We start from the raw sequence: 21,027 nt of genomic DNA on the forward strand, positions 1-21,027 counted from the left end.
GTCCGGGACCATGGCGACTACGGAGGCAAGCGGCGTGGGGAAGCACCTGGGGTGGAGGCCCGAGCGGCTGCGGGAGCAGCGGGAGGCTCACGGCCTGACGCTTGAGCAGGCTGGTGAGCGGCTACGAGCGCTTGCTGAGGAGGCCAAACTCAAGGGGATCCCAGCGGCGAATCCGCAGACTCTGTGGCAGCACGAGCAGGGGGAGGTCTACCCGGGACCGCACTACCGCCGTGCTTACTGTCTGCTGTACCGGGCCACCGACCCGGAGCTCGGATTCCGCAACGCACTGCCGGGCGAGGACACCCAGTTCAAGCTGACTCCGATGAACGACCAGCGCAACGGCTCGCACGTCCTGGCCGTGGAGCGCGCCCTGTTGCAGATCGGGGCGGGCACTGTTGAGTCGGATCCTCTCGGGCTGCAGCAGCGGATCCTGGATGCCTGGAAGCGTCGTCACACCGGTGGTGACCCGCACCGCCCCTCGGTGGTGCTGGTCGGTGGGTTCGCCGGCAGCGGGAAGACGGAGTTCGCACGCTTCCTTACGCAGCTCACCGGCTGGCCGCTGTTGGACAAGGACCCGCTGACCCGGCCGCTCGTGGAGCAGTTGCTGGTCGCACTCGGAGGCGACGCGAACGACCGGCATACCGATCTGTATCGCGAGCACGTGCGGCCGGTGGAGTACGACTGCCTGATGCAGGCCGCCTACGCCAACATCAACTGCGGGATCAGCACCGTGCTGACTGCGCCGTTCATCGGGGAGATGACCTCCGAGGCGTGGATGAACCGGCTGATCAACAAGTGCAGCGCCCTGGGCGTGGACGTATCGCCGGTCTGGGTGCAGTGCGATGCGGAGTCCATGCGGGAGTACATCGGCTTCCGATCGGCGGCACGCGATGCCTGGAAGCTCCAACGCTGGGATGAGTACATGGCGACCGTCAACCTGGAGCTCCGCCCAGTCGTCCCGCACCTGGTCGTCGACAACAGGCTGGGCACAGCGATTTCGCTGGCCGACCAGGCGCGGCACGCCCTCAGGGCGGTGCACGGATGAGTCGCAAGAAGCCGGGCGTAATCCTGTACGGACCGCCAGCAGCCGGGAAGGACACGGTCACCCGGGCCCTCGCGGAACTCCATCCCCGGTACGGCCAGTTCGCACGGCTGAAGATCGGTTCTGGCAGGAGCATCGGCTACCGGATAGGCACAACCGCACAGTTGCGGGAGCTGAAGGCCGCCGGCGATGTCGTCTACGCGAACAGCCGGTACGGAAACACGTACGTCCTCGACCGGCCGGCCCTGGACGCCGCGTTCGCGGCCGGGGTGCCGGTCGTGCATCTGGGCCAGATCGACGGCATCCGCGCCCTGGTCGACGGCTATCCGGCCGACTGGTCGGTAGTGCTGCTGTGGTGCCCACGCGAGGTGACCGCGCAGAGGTCTGCCGGCCGCGGTGACAGCGACACCGCGGCGCGCCTAGCGGCGTGGGATGCAACCCGCGAAGACCTGGACGCGCACCCGGGCCTGGCCTGGGACCTGACCGTGGACACCACGGCGACGTCTCCGCAGGACGCGGCGCGGCTCATCGACCAGTTGCTGACGCAGCGGGCGGGAGCAGCAACGGCATGAACGCAGGCTACGGCTGGGCGAGCCAGTCCAGGGCGTCGGTGAGCGTGAGCTCTCGGTCGTCCCTGACGTCGTTCCACCGTGCCAGCGTGGACGCAGCCGCGCGCAGCATCTCCGGTGGAAGGCTGGCGGCCGCGAGCGCGTCAGCGGCTTCCTCCAGTTCAGGGCCCCAACGCCAGGCCCGGGCTGCGGTCTTGGCGACGTACTGCGGCTCGGACAGGTATGAGTCGGTGCGCCGGGAGGCGGCCTCGATGAGCTCCTGGTCGACGCCGTGCTCACGCGCCATGCCGACCGCGAGCGCCACCAGGACCCGCGACGTCTTCTGGAATGTGGCGTACGACAGCTTCAGTGCGGACGCCTTGCCGACCTCCGTGCCCAGCACCTTCGTCTGCACGGCAGTGCCCGCGAAGAGCGCCTCGATCCGCTCGGTCGCTGCGGTCCGGCCGGACAGGTACAGGACCGGCGTCTTGCCGCGTACGGGCGGAGAGCCGACGACGCCACCGTCCACGACGGTCGCGGCCGGTTCGAGCAGTCCCGCGATCCTCATCGCCCTCTCGGGGTTGATGGCGTTCGCCTCCAGATACACCCCGTCGAAGCGGTGCCCGGCGACTTCGTGGGCCAGGTCCTCGGCAGCGGCCGGCGGGCAGAGGCTGATGACGATGTCGCTGCGCTCCAGCAGCTCGCTCAGCGTGGCCACTGGCGTCAGGTCGAACTGTTCGGCGCGCTCCGTGGACGCTGTGCTGCGCCCTGCTGAGCACCAGACGACTGCGGCCGCGTTGGTCGCGGCGCAGGCGGCGATGGCGGCGCCCATGCTGCCGGGGTGGAGGATGCCGACGACTGGCTGGTCCACGGTGTTACTCCGGAATCGTGTCGAGCAGGATGGCGATGGCGTCGGTGACGTCTTCGACGGTGTGATTTGCGGCGGTGAGGCCGTCGGGCCAGGGTCGGCCGCGAAGCCAGATGGCTCGAAGGCCGGCCTGGTGGGCGCCGCCGACGTCCCCGGCGGGATTGTCACCGATCATCCAGCCGCCGTCAGCAAGGCTCAGGCCACAACGGGCAGCCGCGAGTTCGAAGAGGCGCCGGTCCGGTTTGCGGATCTCCAGGTCCCCGGAGACCGCAACGCCGTCGACCAAGTCGATGAGCCCGGTAGAGGCCAGTTTGGCGCGCTGGATGTCCGAGGCGCCGTTGGTGACGATGCCGATCGTCCACGCCGCAGTGCGGAGGCGGGCCAGGCCCTCGAGGACGACCGGTCGGCAGGTGACCGCGGCCGCCATCAGGTCGACGTACTCCTGCCACAGCTGCGTGGCTGGTTCGTGCAGGTCGAAGGCTGCGCGCAGCCGGGCGAAGTCGCTGCCGTTCGCGCGGTCAGCCAGCTCGGTGAGCAGCCACTGTTCGACGTCCGGGCCGAAGGCGTGTGTATGGCAGAGGGCGGTCACCGTGTCGCTGAACGCCGACTGGCGGTCGACCAGCGTGCCGTCCAGGTCGAAGAGGGCCAGCATGCACACGACCCTATCGGCGTATCGGTACGACACCTAAGATCGATCCCGTGGTGTATCTTTCAGGGATTCAATGATCATGAGAGGCTGGGTCATGCCCGACGTGGATCCCTTGCACCGGGTCAACGCCCTCCTGGACGACGTCCTGCCGCCTCCGCACGTGCGGCAGCAGCTGCGCCTCGCTGCGGGGCTCACCCAGCAGGAAGTCGCGGACGCCGTGGGCGTGAAGCGCTTGGCCGTAGCCCGCTGGGAGCTAGGCCAGACCCACCCCCGGCGGCCCCATCGCGCGGTCTACATTCACTTGCTCAAGCGGCTCGCGGAGCGTTTCCCTGATGTCGCTGAGCTGGATGCGGGCAGCACGACGCCGGCCTCCGAAGGGGGGGTCGGGATGACCTAGCGGCCATCGGCCGCGCGCGCCAATGAGGTGGACTGCAATCCACTGTGGCCCCGCGCGGCCCGTCTCGCCGACCATCAGGTCGGCCGCCCAGTCCCGGTTGGCGCCGGTTCTGAACTCCAGCTCATCGAGCTGATCTTCACCTAGCAAAACCCCGCCTTGGCAGGCGGGCACCCGGTCCGCTTTGGCAAGCGGGCCACCCCGGCTCTCCAGGAGCCCCTTTGGCAGGGGGCCTCTGTTGAGCCACCAGCGTCACCCCGGGTTCCGACAGCTTTGGCAGGCCGTCGGGCTCGGGGCTCCGTCCATACAGAGCGCTCGGCCGTGGTCGGGTCCCTTGGCAGGGGCCTGGTTGGGGTCGGGGCGATCCATATGAAGGTTGGTGTCCCGCCATAGTGCACGACCTGGTGTCCCCTTGTCAGCTCGACCGTGCCCGATTCACACCGGTTCGAGCCCCCCAGGCTTCCCGCGTGACGGAATTCGCTGAGCCTGTTTGCCCTGTTCACGGCATTAGTCACGAAGATTCTTCCCATCGGAGTGTCACACGGACCCCGGTCCGGCACCCCTATACCGAGAGGGGGACCCATGCCCTCCTGACGGCGTCGGCCACCGCCATGTCCCAGGGGGCCGTTCCGTGTGACGGGACGCGATCCGAAGTTCCTGCCCACCAGGCGGGAGAGATCGGGGGTCTCGCCACTTCCTGGCCTCTGTCCACAGGCAGTCCGCACAAGGCTGCCGGAATGATCTCTTTCTCGTTCGTCCGGGCGGGCCGGTGAGCGCCGTGGCGGCGTCGGCCGCTGCGCTCCCGCGTCCCCGCACGGAGTTCGCCGGCGGGGCGTCGCGACGTCGGCTGCGGTCGGTCCCGGCTCAGGCCGGTCCGGTCGTCCCGCTGGAGCTGGGCAACCCGCTCCAGCTGTCGAAGACGATGCGGGCCCGGCTGCTCGCCGCGGTGCGTGCGCTGGTGTCGTCTCCTGCGCTGGCCAGTGCATCGGACGGCGCGCGGCTGGCGTCGGTGGTGCTGACGGCGAAGGCGAAGGTCCGCGACGACTACCAGGCGTCGATCTGGGCGGCGGAGCTCGGTCGGTGGCTGGGGGTCTCCCAGTCGACGGTCGCGCACACCGTGCTGCCCGAGCTGCGCGCTGCCGGGTTCCTCGGCTCGAACGTCGCGACGAACGCCTTTGGGCACGCGACGGGCCTGGAGTGCTGGGTGATCCCGATGTACCGGGCGCAGAAGGCCGGTGACCGGCGGCACGCCCTGGCGCTGTCCCGCTCGGAGTTGGCGGTGCTACTCAGCCTGTGCGAGGTGCTGTTCGGCCCGGGGTGGGCGCCGAAGGACAAGGCTCCGGTCCCGGCCGGGCTGCTTGCCGGGCGTACGGGCCGTGGTGCGGCGACGGATCGGCTCGGGCTGCTGCTGATGGTGCTGACGACGGGTTCGGCGGGCTGGCTGCAGCTGTGCCCCGGATCCGTGGACACCAGCCGGGGGCGTCCGGCGGCGACGGTCGCGCGGCTGCTGGGCTGCACGGCGGCGGCCGGAGCGAAGGTCCTCAAGCGGCTCGAGGAGCACGGTGTCGCGGACGTGGTGCGGCAGGAGACCGGCTCGGGTCTGAACGCGAAGTCGCGGGTGCGCCTGGTGCCGGTTGCTGAGGCTCACGGTGCGGCCGTGCGGGAGGCCCGCCGGGTCGCGAACGCCGTGTTTTCAGACCTCGCCGGTACTGCATCCGGAGATCTTGAGCCCGGCGTGACCGGCGAGACACTTGTGACTACTGGGGTGGAGGGCCCCGGGCAGGGCGAGAAAGCGGAATCGGCAGACCTCGCCCCAACTGCACAGCACCACGCTCTTCACGCTTCTGTGGTTACTCCTGGTGGGTCTCTCGCGCTCTCTCGTGGCTTCTCCGGCGAAGGCCGTGAGGGGTCCGGTGATCTGCCGGGCCGCGCGTGCGTGCGCGAGGACGGCGGCCCGCTCCGCGGGGAACAACAGGAGAAGTCCCCGGGCGTGAAGAGCGGCCGCGGGCCGGTGGCCAGTGCTCCGGTGCTGGTCGTTGACGGTCCGGGCCAGGGCAGGCAGCAGCGGGGAAGGGTGCCTCTGCCGCCGGAAGATTTGCGGGCCGTCCTGGCCCCGGTCGACCTGGTGTGGGCGCGCCTGGAGCGTCCGGCCGCCCGCCGCCTGGTGGAAGCCGCCGTCCGTAGCGAGCTGGCCCGGGTGGTCGGGTTCGCCGGCCGTACGAATGCGCCGCAGGTCCTCGCCGATCGCCTTACCCGGCGCCTGGAGGACCAGATGCGTCTGGCCGCGCCGATCAAGGACCCGGTGGGCTGGCTGATCGGCCGGGGTCTGCCGCAGCGTCAGTTGTGCGCGGAGCCCCGGTGCGACGAAGGCGCTCTGCTCGACTCCGGCCGGGACTGCCCGCGCTGCGAGGACCGGCAGATCGACCGCCGTGGCCAGCGCCACGCGGTCGCTGCCGCAGTCGACGTCGCGATGCCCGGCGCCTCCGAGAGCGAGCGCCGTGCGGCCATCGAGCAGCAGTTGCACCAGGACGTGACGGCCAGGGCGTGGGCGAAGGCGTACGAGTGGGAGCAGGTCCGCGCCCGCCAGTCCGCCGCAGCTCACGCCCGTGCCAAAGCTGCGGCCGTGCAACTGGCCGACGTCGTCCCGGCCGCGCCGGTGGCCCCGGTCGTGATGCCCGCACCACGCCCGGCCGCAGTCGTCCCCGCCCCGGAGCCGGAGTCCGCAGCCGTCGACGACGACCAGGAGTTGGTCCTCGAGAAACTGACCCGCGAGCAGGTCCGCGACTGGCGGGTGCGGGGAATGAGAGACCACCAGGTCGTCTTCGACCACATCGACCAGTACGGCGAGACGTCCGCGAGGCGGCTGTTCAGCCACCAGTTGGTCGACCAGGCACAGCGCCTGTCCAGCACCCACCACCTGGTCCTCGGATAGACCACCTGGGGGCAGGTATAACGCCGGCGAGTTACGACCTCGACCTGGCCCGGGTCGCGCTGCAGTCCGCGCTGGAAGCTGCGCCCAAGAAGGGCAGCGGCCAGCAGGCGGTGGCGGTCGTGGGGCCATCCCCGCGCGTGCGGAAAGCAGCGCCCGGTCGGCTCGTGGTGGGCGCTGCTGGGACCACCCCCGCGGGCGCGAGGAGCAGTGCAGGGCGGGGCCTGGACTTTCGTCGCTTTTGGGACCATCCCCGCCGGCGCAGGGAGCAGGCACCGGCCTGGCCTCGTGGGCGCGGGATGCGGGACCATCCCCACGCGTGCGGGGAGCAGAGCGTCCTGGGCGGCGCGCAGCCGATCAGGAAGGGACCATCCCCACGCGTGCGGGGAGCAGAACGGGGTCACGGACTTCCGGCCGCCGGTCTTGGGACCATCCCCACGCGTGCGGGGAGCAGATAGGGCCGTTGGTCTCCATCATCGCGACCTCGGGACCATCCCCACGCGTGCGGGGAGCAGACGCCGGCGTCCCGTCCGGCATCCGGTACACCGGGACCATCCCCACGCGTGCGGGGAGCAGATCCCCATCGGGATGCGCCTCCTCAACCAGGTGGGACCATCCCCACGCGTGCGGGGAGCAGGCGGCCGGGATCGGCGAGCGCCTCAGCAAAGCGGGACCATCCCCACGCGTGCGGGGAGCAGACTGCGTCACCTGCGAGTTTCTCCCGAGAGAGGGGCGTTTCTCAGCACTTTCACTGATTCCGGCATCTCACGCAAACCGCCCTTGACGGCAGAAGGCCTCGCCGACCCGGCGCTACGGGAGCAGCCCGTGGGCATCTGCGACGTGGCCTTGGAGTAGGGCTCCATTCCCGTGCCTCTGGGGGAGCCCGCGCAGGGAGCAGCGGGGAATGCCTCCGGACGTGAGCTGACTGTCGTTTCAGCAGGCTGACCAGAAGAAGCTGGCCGAGAGTGGGCGGTGGGCGATTCCGAGCGGATGCCGACCCGGCACTCTCGCCTCCTGTTACGTCCGCTATGCGGCGGCGAGTTGGCGGAGTTCCGCGACGCCCTGAGCGCTGCTGTAAGGCTGGAAGCGGGGGAGGAGGTCGTTGACGAGGGTGACGCAGCGGGGTGCGCCGATACGGCGGGCCAGGAGCAGGGACTGGGCGGCGGCAGCTGCGGCGGGCTCGGGTTCTTTCAGGTTGAGGTAGCTGGCGGCGCGGGAAGCGGAGATCGCGTTCGTGGGCATCGGCCCCGGGGCCGGGCGCTGGCTCAAGGAAGCCGGCCCCGTCGGCGCAATCCTCATGCGCGCCAAGATGGCCCGCGCGGTCAAGCTGGCCACCGTCCTGGGCAACGACAAAGCCGACCAGACCCTTGGACTTGCGGCCACGGCCGTGCGCTTCGCCGACTGCGACCTGCTCTCGATCCTGGGACACATCGACGACAGCAACCCGTCGGCGAGGTCGTCCGCGCGGACGAAGCCCACTCGGTCCAGAAGGGAACCAGTGGCTGGCAGGCCCTCGGTCAACGTGACCGTCCTCAGGGAGTTGACGGCCGACTGACCGCGGTCAGTCCCCGACGAACCACAGGTACCGGTGCACTCGCTGCTGGACGACCTGGCACAACTTGCGGGCCTGCCCAACCCAGTCACCCCCGCAAGCGGCCGGGAGCCGGTCGAGTTCCGCCAGCAGTAGTGGCACCTGCCGGTGGTTGAAGACCGCGTCGCCATACGGGTCCAGGGCCCAGAGCATCGGAAACTCCGCCGGGTCCAGATCCGCGAATGCAGCGGTCCACTCCACACCACCTTGGGCCCGGGCCACGACGTTCCCGCGGTCGCCCCGCACCGACATATTGATCACCCGCCGAACCTATCGGCGTCAGCCCCGACCCACGACGGAATTAACGACTATGACGTTTTCCCAGACCCCGGCGCTGCCCGAGGAGTTCGACAAGCTCGGGGCAGGAGCGGGTCATCGTCGTCGACCGCCGTCTCGCGGGACCTTCGCGTGCGAGATGGGGACCATCCCCGCAGGCGCGAGGAGCACCACCATAGGTGGGGCTCTTTCCTGTTCGGGGCAGGACCATCCCGCGCGTGGGGGAGTAGCCGTCCTGCGGGTCGGCGACCTCCACGACCGGGGACCGTCCCCGCGCCGCGGGGAGCAGTCGGCGCCGGCCGAGACGCAGCCCCATCCCTGCGGGCGCGGGGAGCCAGCCAGCCGAGTGGAGCTGGGCCGTCACGGCGTTGGGACCATGCCCGCGCGTACTGTCCGACGCCTACTCTATGGTCGTGCACATGCAGCCTCAGCAGCCCTCTCAAGCCCCCGTTCCGCCAGCCTCGCCCGCGCCGATCATCCCGCCCGCCAGCAGCAAGGGGCCGCTGGTGGCCGCTCTGCTCGTCGGTCTGCTGGTGGGCGGCGCAGGCGTGGGCACCGCCTGGGCGCTGACCGGCTCGGGCGAGGACCCAAGCATCAGCGCGGGTCCGGCGGCCGACGCACGGGGCGCGTGCGCCGCCCTCGCCGGCTTCGACGCCTCCAAGTACGCGGTCAAGGGCGACGAGGGCCAGGTGGCGCTCTACCGGTGGAACGGAGCCGTGGTTCTGTCCGAGGCAGCGGCCACGGCCGACCCAACGTACAAGCCCCTCGCGGACGCGCTGCGCCGCGCTTCCCAACGCCATCAGCAGGTCTTCGAGTTCGACGCCCAGGTCAATAAGGACATCGCCCAGTCACGGAAGATTTGCGCAGGCCTCTGACCCGTCAACCGTTGTTTCCTGCCTGGACCGAGCTGCGGAGGAGGTCGTGCGGTACGCGGTGCCAGCGCTCCCGCATGGCCACCGTGCCATCGCCGTCGGCCAGGCTCATTCGATGCCGAGACCAAGGGGCCATCCCCGCACGGAGAGCAGGAGGCGCCGCAGGACTTCGATGGTCAGACCCTCCCCGCGCCTGCAGGGAGCAGACGACGGCGGATCTGGACGTCGTGACCCGCGCGGGCGCGGAGAGCAGGCGCCTCGAACCCCAATTTTCCAGAGCCCGACAGGACCATCCCCGCGCGTGCGGGGAGCAGACGGCCGGCCTCGACTCCGTAGCCGGACGCCCGGGACCATCCCCGCGCGTGCGGGGAGCAGGCCCGCGGCGCGAAGGGCCGTACGCCGTACGAGGGACCATCCCCGCGCGTGCGGGGAGCAGATGGCCGCCACCTCGTACGTCACCGCCGCCGAGGGACCATCCCCGCGCGTGCGGGGAGCAGCAGAACGGCGTGCAGCACGGCTACATCCCCATGGGACCATCCCCGCGCGTGCGGGGAGCAGTTGTACTCATCAAGACGGCACTTCATGCATGGGGGACCATCCCCGCGCGTGCGGGGAGCAGTTCGTCAACGTCGCCCCCAGTGCCAGCGCCTCGCGACCATCCCCGCGCGTGCGGGGAGCAGTCGGTGAGGTTCCGAGCGAACGGGACTGCGCTGCGACCATCCCCGCGCGTGCGGGGAGCAGACTGCGTCATCTGCGAGTTCCTCCCGAGAGAGGGTCGTTTCTCGGCACTTTCACCGATTCCGGCATCTCGCGCAAACCGTATTGACTGGCGACAGAAGGCCTCGCCGACCCGGCGCTACGGGAGCAGCCCGTGGGCATCTGCGATGTGGCCTTGGAGTAGGGAACCATTCCCGTGCCTCTGGGGGAGGCCGCGCAGGAAGCAACGGGGGAATGCCTCCGGACGTGAGCTGACTGTCGTGTGGGCGGTGGCCGATAGCGAGCGGATGCCCACCCGGCACTCTGGCCTCCACCTATGTCCGCCATGCGGCGGCGAGTTGGCGGAGTTCCGCGACGCCCTGAGCGCTGCTGTAAGGCTGGAAGCGGGGGAGGAGGTCGTTGACGAGGGTGACGCAGCGGGGTGCGCCGATACGGCGGGCCAGGAGCAGGGATTGGGTGGCGGCAGCTGCGGCGGGCTCGGGTTCCTTGAGTCGAGGTAGCTGGCGGCGCGGTAGGCGAGGAACACTCCGCGGGTCTTGTCGCGGGTGGTGGGCAGCAGGCATTCGCCTTCGGCGATGAGCTGGTGGGCGCGGCCGGTGTCGCCGAGGTCCAGGAGTGCTTGGCCCGAGTCCACGGCGAGATCGGCTTCGGACACCCATGCGCACCAGGTGGGCCGGTCGTCACCGGCGTCGCTGAGGTGCCGTTCGGCCGCGGAGAGCGCGCGCAGGACGGCCCGGGGTTCGCCTATGCCGCCTTGCGCGGCGAGGGTGCGGGCGAGGCGCAGTTGGAGCAGGCAGCGGGCTGCAGGGTTGTGGGCGCGGCTGAGGGCGTGGTTTAGGATGCTGGCTGCGGTGGTGTGGTCGCCTCGCCAGGCGGCCTGGTAGGCGAGGTCACCCAGGAGGCCAGCGCCCATGTCGTGGTCGCCGGCGGTGTGCGCGTTGTGCAGGCCGCCGATCCAGTACTGGCTGGCGTGGGAGTGTCGGCCCCGGTCGAAGCGGTGCCAGGCGATGGTTTGGAAGAGGGAGGCGGCCAGGGTGTGCAGGCGCAGCCCGACGGTTGGGGTGTAGCGGCCGTGCGTGAGTCGGTCGGTCACCGTGGCCAGGCAGGCGTCCAGCAGCGTGGGAGTGTGCTGGCGTTCGTGGGTAGGGAGGCTGGCGAGGCCGTGCGTGGTGCTTTCCATGAGGGCGATGAATTCCTCGCCGACCGGCTCGCCGTCGCGGGTTTGTGTGAGGGCGGCGGTGGGGGCTGTGGCCCAGGTCGCGGCCAGCGCGGTCAGGAATGCGCCGGAGATCGTGATGAAGGTGCGGCGTTCCACCGCTGTTCGCAGTGCCTCTCTCAGGGCGGACACGGAGCTGTGGGGTCCGAGGGGAAGGATGCCGTCGGTGGTGAGTGGCAGCCAGTTCGGCCAGTCATCGGCGCAAACGATGTCCGCAGGCCAGCCGAGAGCTTCGGCGATGTAGGTCTGGGATTCCTCGTTGGGCCTGACGCCGCGCTGCCATTTACGAACCCGCGCCACGTCGACGCCTGAGCGCAGCCCTTTTCCATCGTCATGCCGAGTGCGAGGCGTGCCACTGCCAGTGGGTGACGGGAGGTCTCTTCCACGCCTGTATCCAATCACTGAGCGCGCAGGACGGGTGACTCCTTCTTGGGGGCGGGACCCCCTGCCGGACCCCCTCCAACCAGTCGACGCAGTCGAACAGTTGAGCCCATTCTCGTGGTGTCGCAGCAGACGGCGGCAGACCTGCGGGCCGAGAGGAGGGGGTTACGCCATGCCGTACGACCAGTCATCGCGTTGCGCAGCCGATCCTGTCCCGGCCGTCGACGTCTCGTCGGCGGCCGGGGCCGTCCCGTCCCCACTGTGCGAAGGAGAAGGCCTGTGGCCACGACGCCCACCTGTCCGGTGCGGTACGACCCGCTGGACGATGGCACGCTCGCCGACCCCTACCCCGTACTTGCCGCGCTGCGCGACCATGCGCCGGTGACATGGCACGAAGGGATGGAGTGCCGGCTGGTCACCCGCTATGCCGACTGCGTACGCGTATTGCGCGACCACGAGCACTTCGCCCGGGACCCCAGGCGCCTGGGCCGCGTGGTGCCGGAGGCTTCCTTGAGCGTGCAGACCCCTCGATCCGCCTCGCCAGGCCGCGGTGCGCTTGCTGTTCATGACCGCGCTGCACGCTCAGGATCTACAGGCGCTGCAGGAGCGGGCGCGCCACGACATCGCGACCCGGATCGACGTCCTGGCCGCGCAGCCGGTAGGGGACGTAGTGCGTGACCTCGCCCAGCCCGTTGCCCTGGCCGCAATCGCCGATCCCCTGGCACCAGAAATCCGTTCCGCTTCTTGCGGCCTGTCCGCTTAACCCGACAACAGGCAGTCACGGGTTCATCCGATCGCGCCGGGAGTAGCGATCTGCATCCGGGCCAGATGCGTCCTCGCCACCGGGAAGCGGGAGAGGGTCTTGCCCCGTCGGCTGCCGTGGAGGCGGCACGGCAGCTAGACCGCCATCCAGAACTTCAATGCGCTGTCCGGGACGGGCGTGCGCGGCGGTGCGCCGCCGCTCCCGCTCGGAGGCCACGAACACCACCAGTGGCGCGAGACAGTCCCGGATGGCAGCCACCCGACTGGCGACGGGGCAGATGACGCCGTACAGGTTCATCCCCACGTACACCGGCACGCCCATGGCGAACTCGGCGGCGCCACCGTCTTCTATGAAGGGGTGAATGCCGGTTTCCTGACGGATGAGCTCAAAGGCCGGCTTCTCCAGCGCCGCCTGCCGTTCGCGCAGCGCGTGAATGGCCGCCGCGTGATCGCCTTGCGCCGTGGCCTTCTCGCCGGCCTCCCGACGCCGGTGCTCCAGAAACTGCTCCCACCGGATCCGCGAGAAGAGCCAGACCGAACTCCCCTGCTGGAAAGAGGAACACAACGCAGCCCACCGCAAGGTCCGGGCCCGCGTCGAGCATGCCTTGGCTCGCATGAAGACCTGGAAAATCCTGCGCGACTGCCGCCTCAAGGGCGACGGTGTGCACCACGCGATGCTCGGAATCGCTCGCCTGCACAACCTGATCCTCGCCGGGTGACTGAGGAACACGCAGGTCACCCAGCGCACCAGAGATCATTTACGGGACATCGCTTAGAAACCGCCCTTGGCGGAAGATGCCTTCCGTTATTGCTGCTTGCGCGCAATCGGGCCCGCACCTCCTGCCGCTGCAATCTGCCGCAATCTCCAGGCGAGCACGCGTGCACGCACGCATTCTGGGATCTTCAACCAGAGGTCAACGGAGGACGATATGACGCTGCGGTTCATCGGTACGACGAGCGACGATGGCGACTGCCCCACCCTTTACGACATCGACGGCACGGACGAGGTCCTCGTCCAGGGCGACCGCGAGACGGACCCCGGCCACCTCGCCCAGCTGCGTGACGTGAAAGCGTCCGAGACGTTCGTGCGGGTACCTCGAGACCTCCTCGTCCGCTACGCGCCGCGGGTTGCCGCGCCCGACCTGCAACCGTTCGTCTCCATCAGTCATCTGTTCCGCGAGTTCCGGCACACCGCCTGGCGGCTAGAGACCCGCCGCGGCTACGCCTCCGACCGCACATCCCCGCTGTGGCAGCGGTACCTCGAGGGCCAGGACGTCACGGACGAACCGCCGAACCCCTGGCGACAGAACGTGAAGGACCAGAGCGAGCACGGCAAGCGCTTCGACCGGGTGCGCCTAGTCGACGAACCCCTCACGGAGGGCCAGCAGTTCCTCCTCGCCCGGGCATCCACGAACGTCGCTGCGGGCGAGGACATCCGCTACCTCACTCGCGACCAGGCCGACCAGCTACGCCTGCCCGACTTCGACTTCTGGCTGTTCGACTCACGCACCCTTGCCCGGCTCTCGTTCGACGAGGACGACACCACCCTGGGCGTCTACGTCACCCAGGACCCGGCCGAGGTCCTCGCTGCCTGCCAGGCCCGAGACGCCGCGTGGCACCACGCTTCCCCTGCCGCCGAGTTCGCTGAGCGGGTAGCTTCCAGCATGTGAGCACCACCGACTTCCAGACCGCCCGTGAGGCCCTCGGCGCGCGACTGCGTGAGCTCCGCGTCGAGGCCGGCCTGGACGGAAAGGACCTCGCGGCCCGCCTCGGCTGGCAGACGTCAAAGGTCAGCCGCCTACAGAACGGCCAGCAGACACCTACCCGCGACGACCTCACCGCCTGGGCCACCGCGCTCGAGCGCCCCGACGTCGAGGCCGAGCTGCACGGCCTTCTGTCGGGGCTGGGCATGAAGGAGCGCAACCGGTCCTGGCGGCGGCAGCTGGCAGGCGGGCACCGTGGCCGCCAGGAGATCGGCGTCAAGCTGACCGGGTCCACCACCCGAATCCGCGGCCTGGAGACCAGCCGCATCCCGGGTCTGATCCAGACGCCGGAGTACGCGCGCGTTGTCCTCGACGGCCTCGCCGAGTTCCGCGGGATCGAGCCGACGACCGAGGCAGCCGTCGAGGCACGGATGCGCCGGCAGGACGCCCTCTACGACCCGGAAAAGACGTTCCACTTCGTGCTGTGTGAGGCAGCCCTGTACCACCGGCCCTGCCCCACCGACGTCATGGCCGAGCAACTGGACCGTCTCTACAACCTCGTCGGCCAGGCACGCATCGAGCTGGGCATCATCCCCTTCGGCGCACAGCTGCGCCGCTCCCCGGCTCACGGATTCTGGATCTACGACCGGCGACTGGTCATCGTCGAGATGATCAGCGAAGAGTTGTGGCTGACCGGCGAGGACGACGTCACGCTGTACGAGCGGGCATGGGAATGGCTGTCGGAGTCCGCCGAGTACGGCACCATCGCCCGCCGTCTGATCGGCCGCGCCAGGGCCTCGCTGGTGGGCCTGACGTAGCAATCCCTTCAACCCGAGAGTGGGCGCACGCAACCGCGCGCAATCGGCGCACAGGCCTGCAATCGCCCTGCATACGGTCAGGTCATGGCCCAACCGATGCGATCCGCCAAGAAGTTCGAGGCAGGGGACGCGTGGCTCGCCGACTGCTCCGCGCGCCCTGACCTCGTCCGCGAGGCTTGGGACCTCGAGGGCCTCGCGCCGATCGCCTCGGGCAAGGCGTGGTTGGCCGCCGAAGTACACCTCACCACCGGCATGCAAGCACACAGCCGGATCCGGCCCGACATGCGCGGCCCCTTCCTCGTCGACCCTGGGGCGCACCTGGCCTGGTTCCTCATCGCCCTCTGTCGGCCGCCGAGGAACTCGCGGACACAGCGGCACTTCGCGTGCGCCCCGCCGGCTTGCAGCTGCCGTGCCCGCCCACCGGCTGGCAAGCCTGCGGTCGACTCTGGCTGACCCGCCCCGACGGGACAGGCCAACTCACTGACCCAACCGTACTCGCCGCCGAGCTCGGACCCGGCGGCTACCGACTGCCCTCGGAGAGACCGGCATGACAACACCTCAACTCGACTCCGCCAGCGAGACGCCAGCCGACAAAGCGCCGCCCAGTCCGCCCGTGGCCGGCATCGCCTGGTGCGCCTGGCACGAGTCGTACAGCAATACCGCCCGCCTCGTCCGGGACAGCAGCGGCGCCCGCCTCTTCGCCTGCTCCTCGTGCCGCGAGGTCTACGACCTCCCCCTCGTCGCGGACCAGTCGTGCACCCCGGCTTCGTAAGGGCGCCGGAGCTGCTGCCCACGCCGAAGGCAGCCGACCTCCCGGCCGAGCGCCTGGCTGGGACTCGCTGTGTGTGGTGTGGCGGGGCGGCCACCGACGCCCTGAGCGCGAGAGTCAGCGTGGTCAACGGAGAGCTGCTGCGGTGGGAGCCGAGCAGCTGCCGCCATTGCCTGCGCCGTGAGGCCAAGCGCGTCTACAACATCCACATCGGGGTGTGTGCTCGCTGCACCCACCGCGACTACTGCCCGGACAGCCGGGCTCTGTACGAGCTGGCTTTTCCGAAGTAGACCCCGCGCCTACGCAGGCGCGGCACGATGAACTCACGAAGGCAGATCTGATCCGGATGGCAGGCGGCGGGGACGGCGACGGAGACGGTGTGCCTGGGCAGCCGTGGCCCCGCCCGCCCGCCCGTCCCGCCGTCGCCCGACGGCGGACCGAAGGTCTGCGCCTGACATGACACTCAGCGGAGTGGCGGAGGAGGGGCGGGCCGCGATGGGCCGCTCCCTCCTCAATCGCAAAGCACTGACGTCGGACTGGTTGCCGGCCGTCACGGCTGTGCCGCGGACCGCGTTCCTGCCGGAGCTGATCTGGTTCGACATGGACTCCGGTGTAACCGTGGCCGTGGACCTGCGGGACGATCCATGTCACCCAAGATGGCGCCACGGCGACGACCAGGTGGCTGCAGGCACCATCGGAGTAGCTTGCCTTGGCGAGCCATGTGAGGGCCTGCGCCCAACGATCCACGCGGGCGCGCGGAGCAGTCCGGTCGGGTGCTTCGCATCTGTTAGCACACGGGGTCCATCCCGCGCGTGCGGGGAGCAGCGTGTACCGGGTGCCGCCCGGGTAGCCGACGTCGGGACCATCCCCGCGGGTGCGGGGAGCAGTCGCGGTTGCAGCCGACCGCCGTACGGGCGGCGGAACCATCCCCGCGGGTGCGGGGAGCAGATCAGCAGACTCGGAGTCTGCGCGGCGCGGAACGCCGCCGGGACGGGACCATCCCCGCGGGTGCGGGGAGCAGGCCGGGAGTGCCTCCGTCGGCCTGCGACGTCAGGGACCATCCCCGCGGGTGCGGGGAGCAGTCGCCGTGCTGTTCGAGGACGGCGGTCAGGACGGGACCATCCCCGCGGGTGCGGGGAGTAGATCCGCACCGTGATCGTCGTCCACGAGCCCGCGGGACCATCCCCGCGGGTGCGGGGAGCAGGACCGCCGACAGGCGTGTCCTGAGGCGGCCGAGGGACCATCCCCGCGGGTGCGGGGAGCAGGGGGTCGCCGATGTAGACGAACAACTTGGGGTGGGACCATCCCCGCGGGTGCGGGGAGCAGCCCACGCTCTCCGCGTAGCGGATGGCGTACTGGGGACCATCCCCGCGGGTGCGGGGAGCAGTCCTTTTTCTTCTCTCCGCCCTTTGGCGAGCGGGGACCATCCCCGCGGGTGCGGGGAGCAGTGGAGCGGCATGTGGTGCATGTCGACGGTGACGGGACCATCCCCGCGGGTGCGGGGAGCAGATGTAGCGGCCGTCGGCTCGGCGTTCGTCTTGGGGACCATCCCCGCGGGTGTGGGGAGCAGGAGGTGGAGGGTGCCGCCGCCCTGGGCGCGGAGGGACCATCCCCGCGGGTGCGGGGAGCAGCCGCGGTCCCGTGGGACGGCGTCTCCACAGTCGGGACCATCCCCGCGGGTGCGGGGAGCAGCGGCCGCCGTAACCCTCGATCGACGTGTCGTTGGGACCATCCCCGCGGGTGCGGGGAGCAGTTGGGCATTGGCTATCTCCTTCAGGACATCTCGGGACCATCCCCGCGGGTGCGGGGAGCAACCGGGCTCGTTCATGGACGGGTCGTCGGGGTCGGGACCATCCCCGCGGGTGCGGGGAGCAGACTTCGCCACCTGCAAGTTTCCCCTTGGCGGGGCTCGTTTCTCAGCACTTTCACCGACTCCGGCATACCACTCAAAAGCTCTCAAATAGTCGACGCCAGGGAACATCGGACAACGGGGAGCAACCTGGCCGCCATCGCCCGGCCGGTGGTGCCGGGATTTTCTTTACGCGCCCGTGCGGGGAGCAGTCCGTTACGGCAATCGTCGGCGCGGCCGGCGCACCATCCCTGCGCGTACGGGAGGCAGAGCCAGCCCGCCCTCAATGCCTGCGGAAAGTTGGGACCATCCACGCGTGCGGGGAGCAGTCCAGACCGCCGAGGTCTCGCCCCGGGCGCCGTTCCAGGGACCATCCCCGCGCGTCCGGGGAGCAGTTGGTCGGGCGGGCGGCTCCGCCGTACCGCAGGAGGCCATTCTCCGCGCGTGCGGAGAGTCGACATCCAGAGCGAGCTGTGGTATTGGACCTGGGGCCATCCCCGCAGGCGCGGGGAGTACCGGCTGGTCACCACCGTCCAGGGATCATTTCTTCGCGTGCGGGGACCAGCTGTCGCAGGCGATTGATCAGCGTATGCCTTGGGGCATGCTGGCAGGTCGCCGTTTCATCATGATCTCGAAGATCAGCTCCACTTTCGTGAATCAGGTCGTGTGGACGGTGTCCTGCGTGTAGGCATATCGCATGACGAGCGGGGGGACGTCCTTTTCTGGCCTGCTGTCGCGGCTTCGGTCGCCGGCGCGGGCGGTGTGGGCAAAGCATGATCGTGGCAGTGACGGTTGGCTGCCGTTGTGGCGGCATACGGAGGACAGTGCTGCTGTCGCCGGCCTGTTGTGGGACGAGTGGCTGCCCGACGGTGTGCGGAGGCTGATTGCTGCGGCGTTGCCGGGTGGTGAGGTGGATGGGCGCAAGCTGGTGGTGTGGCTGGCGGGTGTGCATGACATCGGGAAGGCGACGCCGGCCTTTTCCTGTCAGGTCGACTCTCTCGCTGATGTGATGCGGCGGCTTGGCTTGGAGATGCGTTCTCGTTCGGCGATGGGGGCGGATAGGCGGCTGGCGCCGCATGGGCTGGCTGGTCAGGTGCTGCTCGGTGAGTGGCTGGGGGAGCGGTGCGGCTGGGGGGCGAAACAGTGCGGGCAGTTCACGGTTGCTGTCGGTGGGCATCATGGGGTGCCGCCGGAGAGCGGTCAGATCAAGGCGTTGTATGACCGTGAGGAGTTGTTGCGTACGCCGGGCCGCAGCGCTGATGTGTGGCGGCGGGTGCAGACGGAGTTGCTGGATGGGTGTGCTGAGGAGTTCTGCGTCCGGGAAAGGCTCTCGTCGTGGGGGTCGGTGATGTTGCCGCAGCCGGTGCAGGTGCTGCTGAGTGCGGTGGTCATCGTGGCCGACTGGATCGCCAGTAATCCGGAGCTTTTCCCGTACTTCCCCGAGGGCGCTGACCGTACGGGTGAGGAACGGTTGGCGGCGGCGTGGCGGGGTCTGGATCTGCCGGCGCCGTGGCGGGCGGAGGAACCGGTCGGGGATGTGCAGGAGTTGTTCGCGTCCCGGTTCGGGCTTCCGGTGGGGGCGAAGGTGCGTCCGGTGCAGGAAGCGGCTGTGGAGCTGGCGCGTGAGATGGATATGCCGGGGCTGATGGTCATTGAGGCTCCGATGGGGGAGGGTAAGACTGAGGCCGCGCTTGCGGTGGCGGAGATTTTCGCTGGGCGTTCGGGTGCGGGCGGGGTGTTTTTCGCGTTGCCGACGATGGCGACGGGCAATGCGATGTGGCCGCGGTTGCTGGAGTGGCTGAAGCGGCTGCCGGGCGACGGTGAGTCTCGGCGTTCGGTGCATCTGGCGCATTCGAAGGCTGCTTTGAACGAGGACTTTGCGGGCCTGCTGGCTGGAGGTGGGCGGGTCGCGGCTGTTGATGTGGATGCTGTGGTTCCGGTGGCGCATGCGGGGAAGGAGTGGCGGGTTTCGGCGGGTGAGCTGGTGGCGCATTCGTGGTTGCGGGGCCGTAAGAAGGCGATGCTGGCGTCGTTCGTGGCCGGCACTGTCGATCAGCTGTTGTTTGCCGGGCTGAAGAGTCGGCATCTGGCGCTGCGTCATCTGGCGGTGGCGGGCAAGGTTGTCGTGATCGATGAGGCGCACGCTTATGACGCCTACATGAGCGTCTATATGGACCGGGTGCTGGCCTGGTTGGGTGCCTACGGTGTTCCGGTCATTGTTCTGTCCGCGACGCTGCCTGCCGTGCGCCGCGGTGAGATGGTCGCGGCGTACTCGGGGGTCGCCGTCCCGGAGGACGGGGTGGTGCAGGCGGACGGGGTGTATCCGTTGCTGACGGCGGTGGTTCCGGGCGGTGTGCCGGTGGTGCGGTGCCCGCGGGCGTCGGCCCGGGCTGGGGAGGTCCGGGTGGAGCGGCTGCCCGACGGCCTGGATGTCCTCGTCGGCCGGTTGGCTGTGGAGCTGGCGGACGGAGGGTGTGCTCTTGTCGTACGCAACACGGTCAGGCGGGTGCTGGACACGGCGCGGGTGCTGCGGGATCGGTTCGGGGACGAGGCGGTGACGGTGACGCACTCGTGTTTCGTCGATGTCGACCGGGCCGCCAAGGACAGTGATCTTCTCCGGCGGTTCGGTCCGCCCGGCAAGGCGAGTGGCCGGCCTGCCGGCGGGCACATTGTGGTGGCCAGTCAGGTGGCCGAGCAGTCTCTGGACGTCGACTTCGACCTGCTGGTCAGTGACTTGTGCCCGGTGGACCTGCTGCTGCAGCGGATGGGCCGGCTGCACCGCCACCAGCGCGGTGAGAACCAGGGGGAACGGCCCGGGCGGCTGCGGCAGGCGCAGTGCCTGGTGACCGGTGTGGACTGGGAGGCGCAGGTGCCGGTTCCGGTGCGGGGGTCGGTCGCGGTGTACGGAGCGTACGCGCTGCTGCGGTCGGCGGCCGTGCTGCTGCCCCACCTCGACGGCGGGGCGAAGCGCCCGGTTCGGCTGCCTGCCGACATCAGCCCGCTGGTGCAGGGCGCGTACGCGGACGCGCCGGCCGGGCCGCCGGCTTGGGCGGAGGCGCTGGAGGAGGCGCTGGAGGAGGCGCGGGCGCGGTTCGACCGGTTCCGGGCCGGCCAGGCCGATCGGGCGGCGGTGTTCCGTCTCGGGAAGGTCGGGCAGCCGGGGCGGCCACTGATCGGGTGGGTGGCAGCCGGTGTGGGGGATACGGACGACACCCGGACCGGGCGGGCGCAGGTCCGCGACAGCCGGGAAAGCCTGGAGGTCGTCGTCGTGCAGCGGCGCTCCGACGGCAGCCTGGCCACGCTGCCGTGGCTGGGCGTGGATACGAAGGGCCGGCAGCGCGGAGGGCTCGACCTGCCGCAGGACCAGAGGCCCACGCGGTTCGCGGCGCGTACGGCGGCGAGTTGCGGGCTGCGGCTGCCGATGCAGTTCTCCTACGCCGAGACCATGGACCGTGCCATTGCCGAGCTGGAGCAGCTGTATGTGCCGGCTTGGCAGGGCAAGGACAGCCCGTGGCTTTCCGACCAGTTGATTCTTGCGCTCGATGAGGATTGTCAGACCCGGCTGGCAGGATTCTCGCTCCACTACAGCCACGCCGACGGCCTGGAGGTGACCCGTGACTGAGTCGATGGCATCCCACGTTCC

The 21,027-nt window shown here is 69.8% G+C and carries 19 protein-coding genes, 1 pseudogene and 3 CRISPR repeat arrays; of the genes and pseudogenes, 14 read left to right on the top strand and 6 right to left on the bottom strand.

Features of this window, described 5'->3' with window-relative positions; translation table 11 throughout:
* Nucleotides 1–10: 10 nt before the first annotated feature.
* Together ACFYO5_RS35905 and ACFYO5_RS35910 are read left to right on the top strand one after the other, a co-directional pair.
* Complete coding sequence (locus ACFYO5_RS35905) at nt 11–1,045, top strand: AAA family ATPase (RefSeq protein ID WP_388717377.1); 1,035 nt, start codon at nt 11–13, stop codon at nt 1,043–1,045.
* Nucleotides 1,042–1,614: a guanylate kinase gene (locus tag ACFYO5_RS35910; RefSeq protein ID WP_388717380.1), complete on the top strand. Its 573-nt coding sequence runs from the start codon at nt 1,042–1,044 to the stop codon at nt 1,612–1,614. Before ACFYO5_RS35905 ends, ACFYO5_RS35910 begins: the two co-directional genes overlap by 4 nt.
* Nucleotides 1,615–1,621: 7 nt before the next feature.
* Here ACFYO5_RS35910 and ACFYO5_RS35915 read toward each other — a convergent pair whose 3' ends face one another.
* Together ACFYO5_RS35915 and ACFYO5_RS35920 are read right to left on the bottom strand one after the other, a co-directional pair.
* Nucleotides 1,622–2,461 carry a DUF1932 domain-containing protein gene (locus ACFYO5_RS35915; RefSeq protein ID WP_388717383.1) on the bottom strand — a complete coding sequence of 280 codons (840 nt, stop codon included), beginning with the start codon at nt 2,459–2,461 and terminating at the stop codon, nt 1,622–1,624.
* A 4-nt stretch (nt 2,462–2,465) separates the two neighbouring features.
* Nucleotides 2,466–3,110, bottom strand: a complete 645-nt coding sequence (locus tag ACFYO5_RS35920; RefSeq protein ID WP_388717386.1) for an HAD family hydrolase — start codon at nt 3,108–3,110, stop codon at nt 2,466–2,468.
* 91 nt (nt 3,111–3,201) lie between these two features.
* Between ACFYO5_RS35920 and ACFYO5_RS35925 the strand changes: the two genes are divergently transcribed.
* Together ACFYO5_RS35925 and ACFYO5_RS35930 are read left to right on the top strand one after the other, a co-directional pair.
* A complete protein-coding gene (locus ACFYO5_RS35925; RefSeq protein WP_388717388.1) occupies nt 3,202–3,504 on the top strand; it encodes a helix-turn-helix transcriptional regulator in 303 nt (100 codons plus the stop codon).
* A 766-nt stretch (nt 3,505–4,270) separates the two neighbouring features.
* The gene (locus ACFYO5_RS35930) at nt 4,271–6,433 is read left to right on the top strand and encodes a hypothetical protein (protein WP_388717391.1); all 2,163 of its coding nucleotides are present in this window, start codon (nt 4,271–4,273) and stop codon (nt 6,431–6,433) included.
* A 121-nt stretch (nt 6,434–6,554) separates the two neighbouring features.
* Nucleotides 6,555–7,129: a CRISPR direct-repeat array (repeat unit 29 nt; unit sequence GGGACCATCCCCACGCGTGCGGGGAGCAG).
* Nucleotides 7,130–7,456: 327 nt separating this feature from the next.
* On the opposite strand, the gene ACFYO5_RS35935 is transcribed toward ACFYO5_RS35930, so the two are convergent.
* Nucleotides 7,457–7,672: a hypothetical protein gene (locus tag ACFYO5_RS35935; protein ID WP_388717393.1), complete on the bottom strand. Its 216-nt coding sequence runs from the start codon at nt 7,670–7,672 to the stop codon at nt 7,457–7,459.
* On the opposite strand from ACFYO5_RS35935, the gene ACFYO5_RS35940 reads away from it, so the two are divergent.
* Nucleotides 7,665–7,985, top strand: a complete 321-nt coding sequence (locus ACFYO5_RS35940) for a hypothetical protein (RefSeq protein ID WP_388717396.1) — start codon at nt 7,665–7,667, stop codon at nt 7,983–7,985. The two genes, ACFYO5_RS35935 and ACFYO5_RS35940, sit on opposite strands and share 8 nt — an antisense overlap.
* A gap of 6 nt (nt 7,986–7,991) precedes the next feature.
* Here ACFYO5_RS35940 and ACFYO5_RS35945 read toward each other — a convergent pair whose 3' ends face one another.
* Nucleotides 7,992–8,273: a hypothetical protein gene (locus ACFYO5_RS35945; protein ID WP_388717686.1), complete on the bottom strand. Its 282-nt coding sequence runs from the start codon at nt 8,271–8,273 to the stop codon at nt 7,992–7,994.
* Between the two features lie 437 nt (nt 8,274–8,710).
* Here ACFYO5_RS35945 and ACFYO5_RS35950 point away from each other — a divergent pair, with 437 nt between their 5' ends.
* Nucleotides 8,711–9,172, top strand: a complete 462-nt coding sequence (locus ACFYO5_RS35950) for a hypothetical protein (RefSeq protein WP_388717399.1) — start codon at nt 8,711–8,713, stop codon at nt 9,170–9,172.
* A 221-nt stretch (nt 9,173–9,393) separates the two neighbouring features.
* Nucleotides 9,394–9,910: direct repeats of the CRISPR family, unit length 27 nt; unit sequence GACCATCCCCGCGCGTGCGGGGAGCAG.
* A 115-nt stretch (nt 9,911–10,025) separates the two neighbouring features.
* On the opposite strand, the gene ACFYO5_RS35955 is transcribed toward ACFYO5_RS35950, so the two are convergent.
* Nucleotides 10,026–11,234 (bottom strand): hypothetical protein, encoded by a 1,209-nt coding sequence (locus ACFYO5_RS35955; RefSeq protein ID WP_388717402.1) that lies wholly within the window; start codon nt 11,232–11,234, stop codon nt 10,026–10,028.
* An 814-nt stretch (nt 11,235–12,048) separates the two neighbouring features.
* Between ACFYO5_RS35955 and ACFYO5_RS35960 the strand changes: the two genes are divergently transcribed.
* Entirely contained in the window at nt 12,049–12,246 is a 198-nt protein-coding gene (locus ACFYO5_RS35960) for a hypothetical protein (RefSeq protein WP_388717405.1), read from the top strand.
* Between the two features lie 15 nt (nt 12,247–12,261).
* Here the strand turns inward: ACFYO5_RS35960 and ACFYO5_RS35965 are convergent, their stop codons facing one another.
* Nucleotides 12,262–12,861 carry a hypothetical protein gene (locus tag ACFYO5_RS35965; protein WP_388717705.1) on the bottom strand — a complete coding sequence of 200 codons (600 nt, stop codon included), beginning with the start codon at nt 12,859–12,861 and terminating at the stop codon, nt 12,262–12,264.
* Between ACFYO5_RS35965 and ACFYO5_RS35970 the strand changes: the two are divergent.
* From ACFYO5_RS35970 to cas3, 7 genes and pseudogenes are all read left to right on the top strand, one after another.
* A pseudogene (locus ACFYO5_RS35970) lies at nt 12,764–12,964 on the top strand (transposase); the annotation flags it as partial. The gene ACFYO5_RS35965 and the pseudogene ACFYO5_RS35970 sit on opposite strands and share 98 nt — an antisense overlap.
* 210 nt (nt 12,965–13,174) lie before the next feature.
* Nucleotides 13,175–13,915, top strand: coding sequence for a DUF6879 family protein (locus tag ACFYO5_RS35975; protein ID WP_388717407.1), 741 nt, complete (start codon nt 13,175–13,177; stop codon nt 13,913–13,915).
* Nucleotides 13,912–14,766 carry a helix-turn-helix domain-containing protein gene (locus ACFYO5_RS35980; RefSeq protein WP_388717410.1) on the top strand — a complete coding sequence of 285 codons (855 nt, stop codon included), beginning with the start codon at nt 13,912–13,914 and terminating at the stop codon, nt 14,764–14,766. The genes ACFYO5_RS35975 and ACFYO5_RS35980 overlap by 4 nt, the downstream gene beginning before the upstream one ends.
* Nucleotides 14,767–14,850: 84 nt before the next feature.
* Complete coding sequence (locus tag ACFYO5_RS35985) at nt 14,851–15,219, top strand: hypothetical protein (protein WP_388717412.1); 369 nt, start codon at nt 14,851–14,853, stop codon at nt 15,217–15,219.
* Between the two features lie 94 nt (nt 15,220–15,313).
* On the top strand, nt 15,314–15,538 hold the full coding sequence (locus ACFYO5_RS35990) for a hypothetical protein (protein ID WP_388717414.1): 225 nt from the start codon (nt 15,314–15,316) through the stop codon (nt 15,536–15,538).
* Nucleotides 15,539–15,657: 119 nt separating this feature from the next.
* A complete protein-coding gene (locus tag ACFYO5_RS35995) occupies nt 15,658–15,825 on the top strand; it encodes a hypothetical protein (RefSeq protein WP_388717416.1) in 168 nt (55 codons plus the stop codon).
* 506 nt (nt 15,826–16,331) lie between these two features.
* A CRISPR array of direct repeats spans nt 16,332–17,410; the repeat unit is 28 nt; unit sequence GGGACCATCCCCGCGGGTGCGGGGAGCA.
* A gap of 671 nt (nt 17,411–18,081) precedes the next feature.
* Nucleotides 18,082–21,006, top strand: coding sequence for a CRISPR-associated helicase Cas3' (cas3, locus tag ACFYO5_RS36000; RefSeq protein ID WP_388717419.1), 2,925 nt, complete (start codon nt 18,082–18,084; stop codon nt 21,004–21,006).
* Nucleotides 21,007–21,027 lie beyond the last annotated feature (21 nt).

It is taken from the genome of Streptomyces sp. NPDC006259 (genome assembly GCF_042870975.1).
In the GTDB taxonomy this organism is placed as follows: domain Bacteria; phylum Actinomycetota; class Actinomycetes; order Streptomycetales; family Streptomycetaceae; genus Streptomyces.